Raw genomic sequence first — 17,131 nt, 5'->3', positions numbered from 1 at the left:
AATTCTAGGGAATCACCGCCGTCCCGTCCGGATCCCGCTCCAGCATCCATAGCCCCGCCCACAGCTTGAGGTCGAGTTCGTAGCCTTCGGCCTGTTTCTGCATCAGCCAGGCGGGGGCCTGGGTGCGCGGGACGGCGTGCACGGTGATGCCTTCGCCGTCGACGCCGCCGCCGGCGCCCACGCGGGTGAGCCGGCTGGCGCGGACGAAGGCGATGCGCTCGTTGCTCATGCCGGCGGAGGTGGGGCCGATCAGCAGGACTTCGACCTTGGCCGGCTCCCAGCCGGTTTCCTCGATCAGTTCGCGCCGCGCGGCGGATTCCAGGGTGTCGTGCGCGTGGTCGTCGCCGACCAGGCCGGCGGGCATTTCGATGGTGCGCTTGCCCAGCGGTACGCGGAATTGTTCGACGAACAGCACCTCGTCCTGCGGGGTGGCCGCGATGATGATCACGGCCATGCCGTTGCCGTGCGTGCGTTCGGCGTACTCCCAATGTCCGCGGCGGCGCAGCCGCAGCCATTGGCCGTCGTAGAGGGTTTCGACCGGATGGTCGTGGGCTTCGTGCAGTTCCTGGCTCATGCGCCGATGCTACCGCGCGCAGATGTCGTGCACGCGTCGCGATGGCGCCTGGCGCTTCGGCTCAGGTGGTGGCGAATTCTAGGCCCGCGGCCGCGTGCAGCCTGCGCCGCGTCATCGGGCCGAAGCGGAGGGCTTCGCACAGCAGGCCCAGCATCTGCGCATCGGCGTTGCCGCGGACGAAGTCGCCTGCCTCGAGCGGCGCGTCCAGCGCGATCGTGGCCAGGCGCCGCCACAGCAGGGCCTGCTCGCGGTGTTCGCGTAGACGCGTCGCCACGCCGGCGGCGCCACGCAGGCGCAGGAACGGAACTTCGTCGATGCGCGTGAGCAGCACATCCAGCGAACCGAAGTGGGCGAGCAGCACCGCCGCCGTCTTCGGCCCAACGCCGGGCACGCCGGGAATATTGTCGACGGCGTCGCCGGTGAGGGCGAGGTAGTCCGCGATCTGGTGCGCGTGCACGCCGTGGCGTGCCTTCACGCCATCCGCGCGCCAGCGCTGGTCGCGCGCGTAATCCCATTGTTCGTCGTGTTCGCCCAGCAATTGCGACAGGTCCTTGTCGGCCGAAACGATCACGCCGCGGAACCCCTGCGCGCGCTGCCGCACGAGTGCCGAGCCAATCAGATCGTCGGCTTCGTAGTCGTTGTGCGCGAGCACGGCGAAGCCCAGGGCGAGACACAGCGCCTTGCAGTGCGCGAACTGGCGCTTGAGCTCTTCCGGTGCGGCGTCGCGATTGGCCTTGTACGCGGGATACAGGGTGTTGCGGAAGCACGAGTCCAGCGCCTCGTCGAAGGCGATGGCGATGTGTTGCGGACGCGTCCGGTCGAGCAGTTCCAGCAGGAAGCGCGCGAAGCCGTGCACCGCGTTGGCGGGCCAGCCATCGGTATCGGTGAAGTCCGCCGGCATCGAATGCCAGGCGCGGAACACGTACATGCTGGCGTCGACGAGGTAGAGAGGGTTCGGTGTGGTCATCGTCATGGCAAGGCGCGTTACGGCGCGAATTCGCTCAGCAAGGCGCGCGGGTCGGGTCGGTCGCGTTCGGGCGCTTCCAGTTTCGGGGTGCCGACGTGGATGAAGCCGACCACGTGCTCGCGCTCCTGCAGGCCCAGCCAGCGCGCGACTTCCGCATCGTACGCCGGCCATCCGGTCAGCCATTGCGCGCCGAAGCCTGCGGCCTGTGCCGCCTGCAGCAAGGCGAAGCAGACGCAGCCGGCACTGAGCAGGCGTTCCTGTTCGGGAATCTTCTCGTCCGGGCCGAGTTGCGCGACGACCGTAATGATCAGTGGCGCGTGCGAGAAGCGCATGCGGTCCTTCTCCACCGCCGCTTCGCCGGCCGTGGGGTCGCGCTCGCGGCCGCGCGCGGCCAGGCGTTCGCCCAATGCGTCGCGCGCCTCCCCACGGATGGCGATGAACCGCCAGGGGGTGCGCTTGCCATGGTCCGGTACGCGCACGGCGGATTCCAGCAGGCGCAACAGCGTGGCCTGGTCGGGGGCGGGCTCGCCCAGTTGCTTCGCGGGGGTCGAGCGGCGGTCGTCGAGCGCCGCCAGTCGGTCATTCAAAAGGTTATGGGACATCGGTCACAAAACGAAGGTTGGGGTCTGAAACTGACAAATTCCGACACTATCCTGCGGTAGAACGTCGCAAAGTGTCGCCGGTGTCGTGCCCCGGCGGTGTGTACTTAGGGGAAGGTGGAACGTGTCGGATCATCCTGGTGCTTATCCTCCTGGCATCGCCAAGCCTGCACAAGGCGCGGCTGCGTCCGGGCGCGCCGATCCGATGCGTCTGATCGAAGAGATCAAGCGGATCTCGGTCGAGCTGCTGGGGTCGGTACCGAACGGACTGTTCGGGCCGGTCGAGTTCGCCCTGCATGACTCTACGGTGCGCGGCATCGCGCGTCCGTCGGAGCTGCAGGCGGTGATGAAGTTGCGCCAGCAGTCGTCGGCGCTGGTGATGCGCTTCCGCCAGCAGGTTGCGCAGGGCTTCGACGACTTCCGTTCGCTGCGCATCCGCAGCCGTGGCGACTTGCCATTGTCGCTGGTCGCGGAAAACCAGCTCGCCTTCCATCTGGCCGGGCAGCAGTTGGCCCAGGCGATCGAAACCCGTTTTGCCGCCGCGCTGGAAACCATGGGCGCGCGCCTGGACAAGCTGGCCGAAGCGCTGCAGATGCAGCCGGGTTCCAACCCGATCGGTGCAGGACGCCTCGCCGGCGCCTTCATCGAAACCTTCCGCGATGCGGCGATGCCGCCCGAATTGCAGCCGCTGATGTTCCGCGCCTACGAGCAGGAACTCGGCCGCGTGCTCGGCGATCTCTACAGCCGCGTCAATCAGTTGCTCGCCACGTCCGGCTACGGCGCGCCTGCGCCGGGCCCGCGTCCGTTGCCGGCGAAGGACATCCAGGTCGCCCGTCGCGACCAGGAGCACGAACTGGTGCAGGAAGTGCGCCGCGTGCGCGCCGCCGATCCGGCCATTGCCGCCCAGTTCGCCCAGTTGCGCGCGGAACTGCATGCGTGGCGCCAGCAGATGCCGCGTTCGGCACGGCAGGCCGCGCTGGATGCGCTGCCGCGCCGCGAACTGCGGACCGAAGAAGTGACCGGCGTGGTGTCCATGCTGCAGACCGAGTCGCCGGACGTTTTCGTGCGTGCGCTCAACGGCGACCCGGGGCAGCTCGCGCAAACCATCCGCGAGCATCTGGTGGAAGGCGCGCGCCGCGTCGGCCACAGCCCCGAATACACCCGCGTGAGCGTCGATCACGACGATGCCATCGATCTGGTCGGCATGCTGTTTGAGTCGCTGTTCCAGAGCTACGCGCTGCTCGACCATGCGCGTCGCCTGTACGGGCGGCTGGTGATGCCGTACGTGAAAGTGGCGATGAACGACAGCGGCCTGTTCGTGCAGCGCGAACATCCGGCGCGCCGCCTGCTCGACGCCATCACCGAAGCTTGCGAAGGCAACGCCGCCGCGACGCCGCAGGATCGCGAACTCATCGAGCGTTGCGCGGCGATCTCGCAGCGCATCGTCGCCGATTACAACGAAGACCTGGCGGTGTTCGACCTAGCGCATTCCGAACTGGAAGCGCTGCTCGAACAACACCGCCGCCGCGTCGAACTGCAGGAAGCGCGTGCCGCCAAGGCGACCTTCGGCCGCGAGCGCCTCAACGAAGCCCGCACCCAGGCCGACCAGGTACTGCACGGCATGCTCAACGAGCGCATGACCGGGCCGGTCGGCGACTTCCTCGCCCAGCCGTGGCGCCATCATCTGGTGCAGACGCTGCTGCGCGACGGCGCCGGTTCGCCGCGCCATAACGAGACGCTCGCGCTGGGCGACTCGCTGCTCGAAGCCGATCGCATCGCGCGCACCGGCGCCGAAGGCCGACGCCTGGCCGATCGCCTGCTGGCCCTGCAGGAAGCGATCACCCAGTGCCTGGCCAGTTCCGGGCTCGACGAAGATGCGGCCATGCAGCAGCTCGCGAGCCTCATCCGCGCGCTGGCGCTGCCGGATATGCCGCGCGAAGTGCCGCCGATGCCGACGCCGGTAGTCGACGAAGATGTGTCCACCGAGGATGCGTCGCTGTGGCTGGGGTTGGCCGGTGGCACCGACACCGTCGCGCACGACCCGGAAATTGCCGCACGCATGCGTCGCCTGCTGCCGGGTGAGTGGCTGCGTCTGCTGGATCCGGCCGGGCAGGCCGTGGCGGTCAAGGTCGCCTGGATCAGCCCGATGACCGGCCGCTTCCTGCTGGTGAACCGCCGTGGCCTGCGCGTGCTCGTGGCATCGCCCGCGGAGCTGGCGTCGCTGGCCCAGGCCGGCCGCCTGCACGTGGGCGCCGAGCGCGCGCCGACGGACGAAGCCATGCGTACCCTGCGCGATCGACTGGGGCACGCCGCGTGAGGTGGGCCGGGTGACATTCATGCCGGATGACGTGTCCAGACGACATCCGGCAGCAGTGATTCTCTCCAACCGGTGGTCTCGACTATGGAGCGGCTTGTCCGCTCCTTTTTTTTCGGCGCCCGGAGGGTTCGCTCTTCGCAGCGCGCGCACCCGCGGCGGTGGGCGTCGCGTCGTTGCGGCCCTTTGGTTAGGATGCCGCTGACTATCCGACGCGGAGTGCGGGCATGGCGGCAGTGGCGGGGCAGGGGATTTGCGTTGCAGTGGCGCGCGAAGCCGCACCGGGCGAGCGCCGCGTCGCGGCCACGCCCGAAACGTGCAAGAAGCTCGCGGCGCTGGGCGCGAACGTGCGCGTGCAGCGCGGCGCAGGACTCACCGCGGGTTTCACCGACGACGCCTACGCCGGCGTAGGGGCGCAGATCGTCGACGAGGCGGCGCCCATGTTCGCCGATGCCGATGTGCTGCTGTGCGTGCAACCGCCGTCGGCCGCCTGGCTGGGGCAGCTGAAGACCGGCGCCGTGCTGGTCGGCATGCTGGCGCCCGATGCCGACGCCGCGCGCGGCGACGCGATCACGGCGCGCCAGCTAGTCGCCTTTCCGCTGGAGCGCCTGCCGCGCACCACGCGTGCGCAGGCGATGGACATCCTGAGCTCGCAGGCTGGCATGGCCGGCTACAAGGCGACGCTGATCGCCGCGCAGCTGGCGCCGCGCTTCTTCCCGATGCTGACCACCGCGGCCGGCACGATCCGGCCGTCGAAGGTGTTGATCGTGGGCGCAGGTGTCGCCGGCCTGCAGGCGGTCGCCACCGCCAAGCGCCTGGGCGCGCAGGTGGAAGGCTTCGACGTAAGGCCGGAAACGCGCGAGCAGATCGAATCGCTCGGCGGCAAGTTCCTCGACCTTGGCGTCAGCGCGGCGGGTGAAGGCGGCTATGCGCGCCAGCTCACCGACGAGGAGCGCGCCCTGCAGCAGCAGCGCCTCGCCGAGCACCTCAAGACCATCGACGTGGTCGTCTGCACCGCCGCCGTTCCGGGCCGTCCGGCGCCGAAGATCGTGACCGCGGCGATGGTCGCCGGCATGAAGCCGGGCAGCGTGATCGTGGATCTCGCCGCGGAAACCGGCGGCAACTGCGAACTCACGCAGCCGGGCGAAACCATCGCCAGCGACAACGGCGTCGTCGTCTCCGGCCCGCTCAATCTGGCCAGCATGGGCGCCGTGCACGCGAGCGAGATGTATGCGCGCAATCTGCTGAACTTCGTCAGCCTGTTCGTGAAGGACGGTGCGCTTGCGTTCGACTGGAACGATGAGTTGCTGGCGAAGACGGTTTGGCGCCGCGATCCCTCCTAACGCTTACCTCGGCTGCGCCGGCTGCGCCTTGAGCCACGCCTCACGTTCGGCGGGCGTCATCGACTTCCACTCCGCGCGCAGCTTCTGCCGCTCTTCCGGACTCATCTTGCGCATCTGGCCGAACAAAGCGCGCGCCTGCGCGCGCTGCTCCGGCGACATGTGGCCCCAGCGGTCCATGCCGCGGTGCATGCGCTGGCGTTGCTCGGGCGTCATCGTCTGCCAGCGCTGCGCGTGTTCCATCATGCGCGCGCGTTCGTCGGGGTTGCTGTTCCAGCGCTCGCGCACGGGCGCGAGCAGCATGTCGCGCTCGGCCACGCTCAATTGCTCCCAGGCGGGATAGGCGCGGGTAGCCGCCGCCGGTGCGGGCTTCGCGGCCGGCGCGGTCTGGGCGAAGGCCGGCGCACTGCATAGCAGGGCGAGGGCGAGGGAAATGCGCAACAGCTTCATGTTCGTTTACTCCGTAACCAGGTTTTGGGTGTCGTTCGAAGCCAGCCACAGGTACAGCTCGGGCGACTCGTCGAGGGCGGTGTAGATGTCGGTTCCCGCGTCGTCGCCGGCGGTGGCCGACGTGTTCTGTCCAGGCGTGCCCTGTGCAGGCATGGGAGCGATCCGCTCCGGATGGCGCAGGAACATCCCGCCTGCAACCAGCGCGATCGCGCAGGTGGCGGCCAGTGGCCAGGCATGCCGCCGCGGCGAAGTCGCCAGCCGTGTCGAAGCACGCTGAGGCCGCAGCTGTACGTACGTGCGAGGCGATACGTTGTCGACAGCGTGCGCATGCACCTGGCGCAGACGTTCGTCGAAGTCGTGCGCGGCGTTGCCTGTGTCGTTCGGCCCGGTGTTCATCGAAAGTCCTCCAAATGCTTCTGCAGCGCTTCGCGCGCCCGCGACAGATGCGTCTTCACCGCGCCCTCGCTGCAACCCATGACGCGCGCGGTAGTGGCGACGTCCAGTTCTTCGAAGATGCGCAGGCTGAAGGCCTCGCGCTGGCGCCGCGGCAGCTTGCGCAGGCCTGCGACGATGCGGCCCCAGGCCTCGCGGTCTTCGTGCCGGCGGGACGGATCGCCGGCCGGATCGGCCCAGTCGACCGTCGCGTCGTCGTCCGGCTGCGGCGACAGCCAGCGCAGCCGCAACAGACCGCGGCGCTGGATGTCGACGATGCGGCTGCGCAGGATGCTCCAGAACAGCGGCGTCCATTCCGGCGCCGGACGCTCGCGATAGGCGAGCATGCGGGTCATCGCTTCCTGCACGGCGTCGCGCGCGTCTTCACGATGGCGCAGCCCGCCCTCGGCGAAGCGGAACGCTCGCGTGGCGATGCCCGACAGGAAGTCGTCCAGCGACCCCGCCTCTCCCGGGATCGCGGGAGAAGCGGCGAGCGTCATGTCCAGGCTGGCGTTCATGCGCTCCAGCATGCACCTGCCTCAGTGTCCGTGGTCCGAATGGCGGTCCCAGCGACGATCGAAGCGGTCACCCCGGCGATCCCAACGCGCCTCCGCGAGCTCACCGCGGCGGTCCAGACGGCGGTCGATGCGATCGCCCTTGCGGTCCAGCCGTTCGGCCTTGCGGTAATGGCCGTTGGCGGCGGCATGCTCCGCGCGGCGGTCGTAGCGGTGTTCGATGCGGTCGCCCTTGCGGTCCAGGCGCTGTTCGATGCGCTCACCCTTGCGGTCCAGGCGATGGTCGACGCGGTCGCCGAAGTCGCGGGCGCCGGCGGCGGCGCTGGTGGCGAGCAGGCCCAGGCCCAGCGCCATTGCAAGCAATGCCTTCATGTGGATGTCCTCGGGCAGGCGGGGCACGGAATGCGCCGGTGGGTGACGGCCTGCACGAGGGGAAACGTGTGACGCGGTCGCCGGTTGACACGGCAGCCGTTGCGTTCAGGGATCGTTATGATGGGTCCGACCGAAGGGTGGTTCGAACCGACAGGGGACATGCCGCAATGACCGATGGGCTCGTAGCGCTGTACATCTTCATGCTGGCGGCCATCGCCGGCCACGTGATCATCTCGCGCGTGCCGGTGATCCTGCACACACCGCTGATGTCGGGATCCAACTTCATCCACGGCATCGTGCTGATCGGCGCCATGGTCGTGCTGGGGCATGCGGACACCACGCTGGAGAAGGTGATCGGCTTCCTCGCCGTGCTGCTGGGCGCGGGCAACGCGGCCGGCGGTTATGTCGTCACCGAGCGCATGCTGGAGATGTTCAAGCCGTCGCAGAAGAAGACTGCCGACGGAGGCAAGGCATGAGCGCCTTCGCCAACGCGGCGTCGTGGATCGCCGCGATCAGTTACTTCGTCGCGGCGACGCTGTTCCTGCTCGGCCTGCAGCGCATGGCTTCGCCGGTGACCGCGCGCAGCGGCATCCACTGGGCGGGCCTGGGCATGGTGATCGCGACGGTCGCGACCTTCCTGCTGCCCGACCTGCACAACATCGCGCTGATCCTCGTCGCGCTGGTGATCGGCACCGCGGCGGCGTGGATCTCGGGCAAGAAGGTGGCGATCACCGACATGCCGCAGATGGTCGCGCTGTACAACGGCATGGGCGGCGGTTCGGCGGCGGCGATCGGCGCCGTGGAATTGCTGCGTTTCTCTTCCGAAGGACGGCCGCCGTCGATGCTGACGCTGGTGCTCGGCGTGGTCGGCGCGCTGATCGGTGCGGTTTCGCTGGCCGGTTCGATCATCGCCTGGGCCAAGCTCGATGGCCGCATGGACAAGCGCTACACCTTTCCCGGCCAGCAGATGTTCAATGCGGCCGTGGCGATCGGCGCGGTGGTGCTCGGCGGTGTCGTGATCCACTCGCTGGGCGTGCCGGCGATCGTCGCCTTCTTCGTCGCCGCGCTCGCACTGGGCGTGCTGATGACGCTGCCGATCGGTGGCGCCGACATGCCGGTGGTGATCTCGCTGTACAACGCGCTGACCGGTCTGGCGGTCGCATTCGAAGGCTACGTGCTCGGCAACGAGGCGCTGATCATCGCCGGCACCATGGTCGGCGCCGCCGGTACGCTGCTGACGCAGTTGATGGCGAAGGCGATGAATCGCCCGATCCGCAACGTGCTGTTCTCCAACTTCGGCGGCGGTGGCACGGCCCAGGAAATCGCCGGCACGCAGAAGCCGATCGAAGCCGGCGACGTCGCCGCGATGATGGCGTTCGCCGAACGCGTGGTGATCGTGCCCGGCTATGGCCTGGCGGTCGCACAGGCGCAGCACAAGGTGTGGGAGCTCACGCAGAAGCTGATCGATCGCGGGGTGAAGGTGAAGTTCGCGATCCACCCGGTCGCCGGACGCATGCCCGGCCACATGAACGTGCTGCTCGCCGAAGCCGGCGTGCCTTACGACCTGATCGCCGACATGGACGACATCAACCCCGAATTCGCCAACACCGACGTATCGCTGGTGATCGGTGCCAACGACGTGGTCAATCCGGTCGCGAAGACCGATCCGTCGTCGCCGATCTACGGCATGCCGATTCTCGACGTGGTCAATTCGAAGAACACCATCGTCATCAAGCGCGGCAAGGGCACCGGCTTCGCGGGCATCGAGAACGCGCTGTTCTACGCCGACAATACGCGCATGCTGTTCGGCGACGGCGCGGGCATGGTCGCCGCGCTGATCAGCGAGCTGAAGGCTCTCGACGGCGGGCACTGAGCGAGCCGATGCATGAAAGCCGATGTGCTGCGCAACCTGAGGCTGGTGGTCGCGACCACGCTCGTGTCGGTGTGGGGGTATTCGCACCTGGCCAGGACGCCCGGGCTGGGCGAAACGCTGCTGCCGCTGATTTGCGCGTTGCTGGTGGCGCCGGGGCTGCCGTGGGCAGGGTCCCGCGCGGGGCGGTTCCTGCTGTTCGCGATGGCGGGCTTTCTCGCCCTGGTCGCACTGCTCTACTGGAAGGGCTCGGACGCGGCGTTGGCGGCGTTCACCCATAGCCCCTGGTTCGTATTGCCGCTGTGGCTGCTGGCGATGTTCGGGCTGGTGCGCAACGCTACCGCGGCAGAACGCTCTGCCGCTTTGGCGCGCGGCGCTGCCGCGGCCGCGCATGCGCCGGACGCGGGGTGAGCTGACCGCCGGCGGGTAGATGCCGTACCTGCGTCGTGGTGAGTCCGTACGCACTCTTGAAGGCACGACAGAACGCGCTCTGGCTTTCGAAGCCGAGCGTGTGCGTGATCTCGCACACCGGCAGCGTGCTCTCGCGCACCAGCGACCAGGCGCGCGCCAAACGCAGGCGTGCAACGTGTTCGCTGGGGGTTTCGGCGAAGACGTCGTGGTACATCCTGATCAGATGCCAGGGCGAGTAGCTGGCCTCGCGCGCGAGGCGGGCCAGGTCCAGGCGCGGATCGTTGCCGCGTTCGATCAGTTGGTGCACGCGCAGCAATCGCTGCAAAGTTTGTAGGCGCCGTTGCGGCGTGCGGCCGCTGCAGCGCGTAGCCAGTTCCAGCAGGTCGCGCTGTTGTTCGATCAGACAGCGGCCGAGCGCGGCGACAAGACCGTCATTGCCGTCGATCTCCGCGCCGTCGCGCAGGGCGCGGGCAAGGCGTACCAGCATTCGACGCAGCGGCTTGGGGCAAGCGCCCTGCCGGACCAGCAGTTCGCTGGCCGCGCCCTGTCGCGCCAGCAGCTCCCGCCAGAGCGCCGGCGGTCCGGCCAATGCGAGCGTGAGCGTCGGTGCGACACAGGTGGCGCGCAGGCGCCCCTCGTTCGCGATCAGCAGTCCAGCGCGCAACCGCCACGCGCCCGACGCCGATTCCAACTGCAACTCGCCATGCAGCACGATCCACAGCGACCACCAGCCCGCGGGCAGGCAGACGCTGGTGCCGCGGCTGTCGAGGCGGAACAGATGCAGGGCGTCGTGCGGAAATTCGCGCGCGATCGCCGCATCGAAGTGCGCGCCCGGCCGTAGCGGGATTGGCTCCAGTCTCAACGCCGCCTCCGGTGTTTGGTCGACGCGTTCAGGCTAGTACCGGCATCGCGGCCGGTGCGCACCAGTTGCCCTCGATTCGAAGCGGACCAATTGCCAATCAGCGCACACCGTGCGCGCGCCGCGCGAACCAGGCGCAGATCACGCCGAACAGCAGGTGCATCAGGAAGTTGGTGACGAAGGCGAGCATCAACGGGTGCGCCGAGGGCTCCGCACGCGACAGCGGCACGACGACGTAGGTCATCACGCCCCACAGCAGCAGGCCGTAGGGCAGGCCGTAGCGGACCGGGTGTTCGACCAGGAAGCGAAGGCGCGTGCTGACCAGGTAGTAGGTCAGCACCATGACGATGGCGATTCCATAGTGGAAGCCGGCACCGGCCAGCGCGGTGGCGATACCGCCTTCGAACGCCGCCTTGCCGAGCGCACCGGAGGCGATGAACTGCAGCAAGCGCATCGGCGATACATGGCGCAGCCAGGCCCAGATCGAGCAGGCATAGATCAGGTCGAGCGTGGCGAGCGTGATCCCGCCGGCCAGGACTTGCACTGCGGCCGAGCGCGCGCGCGGCGATTCGAAGGTGGACATCGGGCACTCCGGGTGGAAGGAAATGCCGCGCGACGTCTCAGCGGCCCCGGTACGCCAAGTGCGCGGACCAGGCGCAGATCACGCCAAAAACGGCGTGCATGATGATGCTGGCGGCTACCCAAGGAGGATAGGCGTTTGTTGGCTGCGGCGCGTTGGAGAGCGGCACCACGACGTAGCTCATCAGCCCGTAGAGCAACAGGCCGTAGAGCAGGCCATTGACGACCGGGCGCCGCCGCAGCATGCGGACGTGCGCGCTGACCAGGGTGTAGGCCAGCACCATCATCAGGGCAATGAAGTAGTGGCAGGCCAGTCCCAGCAGCGCACTCGCACCGCCGCCTTCGAACGCCGCCTTGCCCTGCAGCCCGGATGCGATCGATTGCAGGATGCGCAAAGGTGATACGCCGCGCAGCGCTCCCCAGAAGGTGAAGGCGAAAATCAGATCCAGCGTCGCCAGCGCGATGCCGCCGGCGACTACGTAGAACCAGATCGGCCGCCGCTGCGGCAGGGCGATGACGGTGCTCATTCGACGTTGCGCGTCCCCGGTTGCAGTGCATGTACGGCGAAGCGCGCCGCGATCACGCCGAAGACGGCGAACATCGGCACGCTGATGAGCATCCACGCGACCTGCGGATGCGCCGGGTGCGGCGCGGCCGAAAGTGGCACGACGACACCGTTCATCACCGCATAAAGGAACAGGCCGTAGCCGACGCCGTGGGCGTTGATGGATAGCTGCAGTCGCGGCCGCCACAGCGCGGCCAGCGCGTACGCGAACACGAAAGCGGAACCGATCAGCCATTGAAAGCCGGCGCCGAGCAGGGCCGAGGCCACGCCGTCATGGAACGCCGCGCGGCCCAGCGCTCCGGCGGCGATGCCCTGCCACAGGCGCAGGGGCGACACGCCCTGCGGCACCCAGTACAGCAGGCAGTAGAGGAAATCCGTCGCCGCGATGGCGACGCCGCCGTACAGCACCGTGGACCACGCGATGGCACCGGCGTGCGTGCCGCCGGCGGTCCGGAACAGCGATGCGCTTGCATGCATGAGGTCTCTCCCTGGCCGGGCACATGCCGGCCGCACCGTCGCTTGCTCAAGCATCCTGCGTTACGGCCGCGCTGGCGAGCACACCAATTGGCATGCTGCTCGAAGAAGCCAATTGCGGCGATGAACGCGTCAGCGCGAGGCGATGGCCGCGAGGACCAGTCCCGCCGCGATCATGGCCAGGTCGGTGCTGCCGTTGGCCAGCTGCGCAAGCTGCCAGGCGTGATGCGGGCCCAGGCGCAGGGCCGAGTCGAGCGGATCGAAGCCCATCGCTTCGCCCAGGTGCACCGCGATGATGCCCCAGTTGGCGAGAACCACGATCAGTGCGGTCCCGGCCACGCCCACGAGCGAACGCGCTATCCCTGGACGCCAGCCCGAGAGGCGGAGGATCCAGGCCATGTCGAGGGCGCCGAGCACGGCCATCCATCCGCATTGGCTATCGTTCGACCAGGCCAGCACGACCCAGATCACGGCGAAGCCGACGCAGGCACCCAGCAGCAGCAATAGCCGGTAGGACCACGTCAGCCAATGGGCGGAGCCGGCAGGGGAGGTGTCGGGGCTGGCGGGAGGCATGAAGGCGGCAAGGATAGCCGCTGCGCGGTGTGGGCTGCGTAGGCCGATCGTTGGCTGTGCGCAACGCAGCATCCATGCGGCACGCATGCGAAGACAGGCGCTGGACCCGCGCAGCCCGTAAAATTGACTGCCTTGTACCGCAGGCCGCGCGCCCCGATCTTTCGACCATGTATTCCCGCAGCAGCGAACCCGTCCGCTTCGAGCGCGATTGCGCCGCCGTCCTCGTCCCCCAGGGCGAGAAAGTGACGCTGCCCGCCGGCAGCGTCGGCTACATCACCCAGGCGTTGGGCGGCAGTTGGACCGTGTTCGTCGAAGGCAATCTCTTCCGCATCGCCGGGGTGGACGCCGATGCGATCGGCAAGGAACCGCCGGAACCGCTGGAGCTGCCCGCGGATGCCGACGACGAAGCGGTCGAGCAGCTGGTGTGGCGCCAGCTGCGCACCTGCTTCGATCCGGAAATCCCGATCAACGTGGTCGACCTCGGCCTGGTCTACGAAGCGAGCGTCAAGCCGCACCCGGAAAAGCCCGGCGAGCGCCTGGTCGAAATCCGCATGACCCTGACCGCGCCTGCCTGCGGCATGGGCGACATCCTGGTCGCGGACGTGCAAGACAAGCTGGAAATGATTCCGACCGTCGCCGAGGCCGATGTCGAACTGGTGTTCGACCCGCCGTGGACGCGCAACATGATGTCGGAAGTGGCGCGGCTGGAAACGGGGATGCTGTAAGGCCTTACATCTTCTCCCCGCAGGCGGGGAGAAGAGGTAGCTAGCGGATCTCGTGCTGCGCCAGCACCTGCGTATCGATCTTCGCCGGCACCGTCAGCCAATCCAGCGTCGCGCCGCGCAGGCCGGTACGCGCGACCATGCCGGCGCGGCAACGCGCATCGCATTCGCCCACGGTCACGCCCGCGGGTAACAGGCTCTGCAATTCCATCTGCGCGACCACGTCGCCATGGCGCTGCGCCTCGGCATGCGTCGCAGCCACGATTTCGAGTGCACGCTTGCCGTCGCCCTGTTTCATCGCACTGACCGCGCTCACCACGTCGAGCCGGTAGCGCACCGTCCACAGGGCCGAACCGCGCAGCTGCCGCGCGATGCGCAGATGCTGGTCGACGGCCGTCCAGTCGCCGCGCATGGCGGCGTTTTCCGCCAGCCCGGCTTCGGCCATCGCGCGGATCCATTCGTAGCCGGTGCGCACCGACATCGGCAGCACGCGCTGATTCATGCGTTCGGCGTCGTCGAGATCGCCCGCACGCGTCAGCTGCGCGGCGATCCATAGTTCGTTGAGCCAGCGATCGGGGCCGTCCTCCTGGCTCTCCACTTCCTTGCGCGCGTCCTGCAGGCTCTTCGTCCCGCTGCTGCGATCGCCGGCGAGGATGTCGATGGCGGCATTGCCGATCAGCGCCTGCAGCCGCGTCGACGGCTGCTGCAGGGCGTCGCAGGCTTTCCACAGTGCGCGGGCGCGATCCATGTCGCCGCGCGCCAGGCCCAGATCGGCGCGCATGCAGGCCAGGCGCGAGGAAGCCGTGGACTGCTCCTGCGCCGGGTTGACCTTGCGGTCGCGCGCTTCGGCAGCGCCGAGGATCGCTTCGGCCCCGGCGTAATCGCCGCGATTGGCGGTGAGGATCGCGTCGAACTGCGCGACCACGATCGCGCCGTCGCCCTGCAGGCTGCCCTTGCGCAGGCTGGCGAGGCGACGTTCCGCGACTTCGTAGCGCCCGCGCATGAAGTCTTCGTTCAACAGATACAACTCGAGGATCTGTTGCTCGAAGGTGTCGCCGGCCGTGAGCGCGGTTGCCAGTGCCTGTTCCAGCCGTGCGCGATAGGTGGTGAGATCGCCCAGGCTGTAGTGGCGGAACGCATCCAGCCGCAGCATGTCGACTTCGAGCCTGCGGTAGCCGCGCTCACGCGCCTGCACGAGCAGCGCGTCCAGGTCGGCTTCGTTGGCGTGCTCCGGCTTGTTGCTCTCGGCGAGGAAGCGCGCATACAGCGCGGCCATGTCGTCGCCGGCGATCTCGAACTGCTTCGCGGCTTCGACGTAAGGCGTCAGGTCCGCCTTTTCCTCGTACTGGTAGTTGTCGGCCTGGGCGATCAGCAGCAAGGCTTCGCCGCTTTCCTGTTCCCAGCCTTTGCCGGCCTCGCGCGCGATGTGCTGTGCGACCTGGGCCTGCTTGCGCGCCTGCACCGCATCGCCGAGCGACAGATAGGCCGAAGCCAGGTTGAGGCGCTGGCGCAGCTGGGTGCCGACGGAGGTGCGGCTCCAGTGCGGCTGGTTCAACAACGGCACGGCCTGCTCGGGTTGCGCGGCGTTGACCAGCATGTTGGCCTGGTCGAGCACGTAGACGCTCTTTTCCGGATGGCGTGCGGCCAGCTCGCCATAGGCCTTGGCGGCGTCCGCTGCCTTCTGCGGATCGCGCGAAAGCAGCTCGGCATGGAGCACCGCGGCGACATCGTCGGGCACCGGCTTGAGCAGGGTGATGGCCGCTTCCGTTTCCTGGATGGCAGGCGCGGCGCGCGACAGGCGAGTCAGCACATAGCCGTACTGAAAACGGGCGAGTCCGAAGCGAGGTGCGCGCTCGACGACCTCCTGCAGGATGCGGTTACTGCCGGCCCAGTCGCGCCGCTCCAGGGCATCCACGCCTTCCGCGTAGCGTTTTGCGGTGGCGGTGTCGATCGCCAGTGCCGGCCAGCGCTCGCTCGCACGTTCCGGCACCAGCTGCGCAAGCAATTCGCGCGAAAGCTCGTCGGCCATCGCCGGAAGTCGCGCGCGCGGGCCCTTCTTCTCCAGCCGCTGCTCGCGGCCGCCAGCGTCGTAGCGCGCACGCAGGAAGACTTGGCCGGGATCGACCGGATCGGTGCCGGAACTCAGGAACACGATTCGCGGTGAACGGCCTTCCGAATCCGCGGCCAGATGCGCCTCGGTCAGCAGGGTCACCTCAGGCAGGTTGTCGAGCTTCCAGCCGAGCCAGGCGTGCAGCAGGGTCACCGGCCAGCGCGAATCTTCCGGAGCGGCCTTGTCTTCGACATCGATGAGGGCGATGGCGAGCGCTTCGGGCGGTGCGTCGCCCTTCGAGGGCCTGCGCAGCCACCAGGTCGCGGCGCCGAGCAGGACGAAGGCGAGCGCCGCTGCGGCGATCCAGCGCCAGCGACGCGAACGCGGCCGGGTCGTCGCCTTCGCTTCGGCCGCTGGGGCGGCTGCAGGGGGGCTCGCCCCAGCCTCGGCAGGCGATTCCTTATTAATAGCGTCGCCGTCGGGTACCGCGGTCGGCGTAGTCGGGGCGGCAGGCGCCGCGGCTGCCGGGGCATCGTCCACCGGTTCCACCGGCCCCGGCGGTTCGAAGACATAGCCGCTCTTGGCGACGGTACGGATCCAGTGCTTGCGCGCTTCACCCAGCGCCTTGCGCAGCATCCATACGCTCTGGGACAGGTTCGCGTCTTCGACGATCACACCCGGCCAGACGCGCGAGAACAGCTCCGCGCGCGTGTGCAGGACCTGCGGTTCGGCCAGGAACACGAGCAGCAGGTCGAACATGCGCTGCGGCAGTTCGGCCTCCTGGTCGGGACGGATCACCCGGCGGTAGCGCAGGTCGATCAGGACGTCATGCACCTTGAGGCGCCGCGTCCCTACGGGCCAAGGATGCTGTGTGGGATCAGTCAAGACGTCGATTCTCGAACCCGCCGGAGGGCGAATCCTACCGTCGTGGTGCGCGCGTGCTTGTTGCGTCGCAGCACAATTGCCGCCAACAACGGCAAATAGTTCGTGGCCGGCTTGGCCGCCGGACCACGTTCAAGAGCGTCTACTGTTACCAAATCGTTAAAAGTGCGCGTCGGCAGGGTGGAAAGGGTCGATTTGAGATTTTTTTGAGCCGAACTACAAGGTCTCAATGCGGGCCCACCCCCTCTTATCGGGGGGTCGAACGGAGGCCCACCGATCGGCAACCCCCGCCCCCGGACATCCGTCCGGGGGCCGGGGGGTAGTCCTGGCCTCCCTGGCGCCCACGCGCCGCGACCGAAGACCGGCGGATGGATAGGGGCCTCCGCGGCCGCAGTCCATCCAGAAGGAGGTCGTTGCCGTACTTCGTTGATGCGTCGTAACCGAATCAGCTGGTCCGCCAAGAGCGCCAATCGCGCGCGCCATAGGGAATCGTCCTCATGGTGTTGCGCCGCGCGGGCCGGCAAATCTATCGATTGAGGAATCCGCTCGGCGGATCGAGGACGGGATGTCCGGCAGGGACGCG

Annotated in this window: 19 protein-coding genes; 6 read left to right on the top strand and 13 right to left on the bottom strand. The window is 68.3% G+C overall.

The features are described 5' to 3' along the window. Nucleotides 1–4: 4 nt before the first annotated feature. The 3 genes from ACYVJ8_RS10945 to ACYVJ8_RS10935 form a co-directional block, all read right to left on the bottom strand. A complete protein-coding gene (locus ACYVJ8_RS10945) occupies nt 5–574 on the bottom strand; it encodes an NUDIX hydrolase (protein WP_460712258.1) in 570 nt (189 codons plus the stop codon). Between the two features lie 61 nt (nt 575–635). After that, nucleotides 636–1,541, bottom strand: a complete 906-nt coding sequence (locus ACYVJ8_RS10940) for a 5'-3' exonuclease (protein WP_460712256.1) — start codon at nt 1,539–1,541, stop codon at nt 636–638. A 17-nt stretch (nt 1,542–1,558) separates the two neighbouring features. Beyond that, nucleotides 1,559–2,128: a nitroreductase family protein gene (locus tag ACYVJ8_RS10935; protein WP_460712254.1), complete on the bottom strand. Its 570-nt coding sequence runs from the start codon at nt 2,126–2,128 to the stop codon at nt 1,559–1,561. A 217-nt stretch (nt 2,129–2,345) separates the two neighbouring features. On the opposite strand from ACYVJ8_RS10935, the gene ACYVJ8_RS10930 reads away from it, so the two are divergent. Further along, complete coding sequence (locus tag ACYVJ8_RS10930; RefSeq protein WP_460712252.1) at nt 2,346–4,457, top strand: DUF1631 family protein; 2,112 nt, start codon at nt 2,346–2,348, stop codon at nt 4,455–4,457. A 224-nt stretch (nt 4,458–4,681) separates the two neighbouring features. Continuing rightward, nucleotides 4,682–5,797 carry an NAD(P) transhydrogenase subunit alpha gene (locus tag ACYVJ8_RS10925; protein WP_460712250.1) on the top strand — a complete coding sequence of 372 codons (1,116 nt, stop codon included), beginning with the start codon at nt 4,682–4,684 and terminating at the stop codon, nt 5,795–5,797. A gap of 3 nt (nt 5,798–5,800) precedes the next feature. Here ACYVJ8_RS10925 and ACYVJ8_RS10920 read toward each other — a convergent pair whose 3' ends face one another. The 4 genes from ACYVJ8_RS10920 to ACYVJ8_RS10905 are packed head-to-tail and all read right to left on the bottom strand — an operon-like array spanning nt 5,801 to nt 7,590. Further along, complete coding sequence (locus ACYVJ8_RS10920; RefSeq protein WP_460712248.1) at nt 5,801–6,244, bottom strand: DUF3106 domain-containing protein; 444 nt, start codon at nt 6,242–6,244, stop codon at nt 5,801–5,803. A gap of 6 nt (nt 6,245–6,250) precedes the next feature. Next, nucleotides 6,251–6,640: a hypothetical protein gene (locus ACYVJ8_RS10915; RefSeq protein WP_460712246.1), complete on the bottom strand. Its 390-nt coding sequence runs from the start codon at nt 6,638–6,640 to the stop codon at nt 6,251–6,253. After that, nucleotides 6,637–7,194 carry an RNA polymerase sigma factor gene (locus tag ACYVJ8_RS10910; protein WP_460712244.1) on the bottom strand — a complete coding sequence of 186 codons (558 nt, stop codon included), beginning with the start codon at nt 7,192–7,194 and terminating at the stop codon, nt 6,637–6,639. Before ACYVJ8_RS10910 ends, ACYVJ8_RS10915 begins: the two co-directional genes overlap by 4 nt. A 21-nt stretch (nt 7,195–7,215) precedes the next feature. Next, nucleotides 7,216–7,590: a hypothetical protein gene (locus ACYVJ8_RS10905; protein ID WP_460712242.1), complete on the bottom strand. Its 375-nt coding sequence runs from the start codon at nt 7,588–7,590 to the stop codon at nt 7,216–7,218. Between the two features lie 140 nt (nt 7,591–7,730). Between ACYVJ8_RS10905 and ACYVJ8_RS10900 the strand changes: the two genes are divergently transcribed. The 3 genes from ACYVJ8_RS10900 to ACYVJ8_RS10890 are packed head-to-tail and all read left to right on the top strand — an operon-like array spanning nt 7,731 to nt 9,844. Next, nucleotides 7,731–8,039: an NAD(P) transhydrogenase subunit alpha part 2 gene (locus ACYVJ8_RS10900; RefSeq protein ID WP_460712240.1), complete on the top strand. Its 309-nt coding sequence runs from the start codon at nt 7,731–7,733 to the stop codon at nt 8,037–8,039. Further along, nucleotides 8,036–9,436 (top strand): NAD(P)(+) transhydrogenase (Re/Si-specific) subunit beta, encoded by a 1,401-nt coding sequence (locus ACYVJ8_RS10895; RefSeq protein ID WP_460712238.1) that lies wholly within the window; start codon nt 8,036–8,038, stop codon nt 9,434–9,436. The genes ACYVJ8_RS10900 and ACYVJ8_RS10895 overlap by 4 nt, the downstream gene beginning before the upstream one ends. Before the next feature lie 12 nt (nt 9,437–9,448). Beyond that, a complete protein-coding gene (locus tag ACYVJ8_RS10890; protein ID WP_460712236.1) occupies nt 9,449–9,844 on the top strand; it encodes a hypothetical protein in 396 nt (131 codons plus the stop codon). On the opposite strand, the gene ACYVJ8_RS10885 is transcribed toward ACYVJ8_RS10890, so the two are convergent. From ACYVJ8_RS10885 to ACYVJ8_RS10865, 5 genes are all read right to left on the bottom strand, one after another. Beyond that, nucleotides 9,771–10,706, bottom strand: a complete 936-nt coding sequence (locus tag ACYVJ8_RS10885) for a helix-turn-helix transcriptional regulator (RefSeq protein WP_460712234.1) — start codon at nt 10,704–10,706, stop codon at nt 9,771–9,773. The genes ACYVJ8_RS10890 and ACYVJ8_RS10885 overlap by 74 nt on opposite strands. Before the next feature lie 97 nt (nt 10,707–10,803). Continuing rightward, on the bottom strand, nt 10,804–11,286 hold the full coding sequence (locus ACYVJ8_RS10880) for a hypothetical protein (protein ID WP_460712232.1): 483 nt from the start codon (nt 11,284–11,286) through the stop codon (nt 10,804–10,806). 37 nt (nt 11,287–11,323) lie between these two features. Next, nucleotides 11,324–11,809 (bottom strand): hypothetical protein, encoded by a 486-nt coding sequence (locus ACYVJ8_RS10875; RefSeq protein WP_460712230.1) that lies wholly within the window; start codon nt 11,807–11,809, stop codon nt 11,324–11,326. Next, nucleotides 11,806–12,324 carry a hypothetical protein gene (locus tag ACYVJ8_RS10870; protein ID WP_460712228.1) on the bottom strand — a complete coding sequence of 173 codons (519 nt, stop codon included), beginning with the start codon at nt 12,322–12,324 and terminating at the stop codon, nt 11,806–11,808. The genes ACYVJ8_RS10875 and ACYVJ8_RS10870 overlap by 4 nt, the downstream gene beginning before the upstream one ends. Nucleotides 12,325–12,453: 129 nt before the next feature. Continuing rightward, a complete protein-coding gene (locus ACYVJ8_RS10865; RefSeq protein ID WP_460712226.1) occupies nt 12,454–12,894 on the bottom strand; it encodes a hypothetical protein in 441 nt (146 codons plus the stop codon). A gap of 167 nt (nt 12,895–13,061) precedes the next feature. Between ACYVJ8_RS10865 and sufT the strand changes: the two genes are divergently transcribed. Further along, nucleotides 13,062–13,619 carry a putative Fe-S cluster assembly protein SufT gene (sufT, locus tag ACYVJ8_RS10860; protein ID WP_460712224.1) on the top strand — a complete coding sequence of 186 codons (558 nt, stop codon included), beginning with the start codon at nt 13,062–13,064 and terminating at the stop codon, nt 13,617–13,619. 40 nt (nt 13,620–13,659) lie between these two features. Here sufT and ACYVJ8_RS10855 read toward each other — a convergent pair whose 3' ends face one another. Beyond that, nucleotides 13,660–16,551, bottom strand: coding sequence for a winged helix-turn-helix domain-containing protein (locus ACYVJ8_RS10855; protein ID WP_460712222.1), 2,892 nt, complete (start codon nt 16,549–16,551; stop codon nt 13,660–13,662). Between the last annotated feature and the right edge of the window lie 580 nt (nt 16,552–17,131).

Source organism: Lysobacter terrae (genome assembly GCF_054782215.1).
This window is presented reverse-complemented; position numbering and strand designations above follow the sequence as displayed.

What these genes read in the sequence shown, in the direction of transcription:
- ACYVJ8_RS10945 (WP_460712258.1), bottom strand. Translation starts at nt 574, where the DNA reads ATGAGCCAGGAACTGCACGAAGCCCACGACCATCCGGTCGAAACCCTC.
- ACYVJ8_RS10940 (WP_460712256.1), bottom strand. Translation starts at nt 1,541, where the DNA reads ATGACCACACCGAACCCTCTCTACCTCGTCGACGCCAGCATGTACGTG.
- ACYVJ8_RS10930 (WP_460712252.1), top strand. Translation starts at nt 2,346, where the DNA reads ATGCGTCTGATCGAAGAGATCAAGCGGATCTCGGTCGAGCTGCTGGGG.
- ACYVJ8_RS10925 (WP_460712250.1), top strand. Translation starts at nt 4,682, where the DNA reads ATGGCGGCAGTGGCGGGGCAGGGGATTTGCGTTGCAGTGGCGCGCGAA.
- ACYVJ8_RS10920 (WP_460712248.1), bottom strand. Translation starts at nt 6,244, where the DNA reads ATGAAGCTGTTGCGCATTTCCCTCGCCCTCGCCCTGCTATGCAGTGCG.
- ACYVJ8_RS10915 (WP_460712246.1), bottom strand. Translation starts at nt 6,640, where the DNA reads ATGAACACCGGGCCGAACGACACAGGCAACGCCGCGCACGACTTCGAC.
- ACYVJ8_RS10910 (WP_460712244.1), bottom strand. Translation starts at nt 7,194, where the DNA reads ATGAACGCCAGCCTGGACATGACGCTCGCCGCTTCTCCCGCGATCCCG.
- ACYVJ8_RS10900 (WP_460712240.1), top strand. Translation starts at nt 7,731, where the DNA reads ATGACCGATGGGCTCGTAGCGCTGTACATCTTCATGCTGGCGGCCATC.
- ACYVJ8_RS10895 (WP_460712238.1), top strand. Translation starts at nt 8,036, where the DNA reads ATGAGCGCCTTCGCCAACGCGGCGTCGTGGATCGCCGCGATCAGTTAC.
- ACYVJ8_RS10890 (WP_460712236.1), top strand. Translation starts at nt 9,449, where the DNA reads ATGAAAGCCGATGTGCTGCGCAACCTGAGGCTGGTGGTCGCGACCACG.
- ACYVJ8_RS10880 (WP_460712232.1), bottom strand. Translation starts at nt 11,286, where the DNA reads ATGTCCACCTTCGAATCGCCGCGCGCGCGCTCGGCCGCAGTGCAAGTC.
- ACYVJ8_RS10875 (WP_460712230.1), bottom strand. Translation starts at nt 11,809, where the DNA reads ATGAGCACCGTCATCGCCCTGCCGCAGCGGCGGCCGATCTGGTTCTAC.
- ACYVJ8_RS10870 (WP_460712228.1), bottom strand. Translation starts at nt 12,324, where the DNA reads ATGCATGCAAGCGCATCGCTGTTCCGGACCGCCGGCGGCACGCACGCC.
- ACYVJ8_RS10865 (WP_460712226.1), bottom strand. Translation starts at nt 12,894, where the DNA reads ATGCCTCCCGCCAGCCCCGACACCTCCCCTGCCGGCTCCGCCCATTGG.
- sufT (WP_460712224.1), top strand. Translation starts at nt 13,062, where the DNA reads ATGTATTCCCGCAGCAGCGAACCCGTCCGCTTCGAGCGCGATTGCGCC.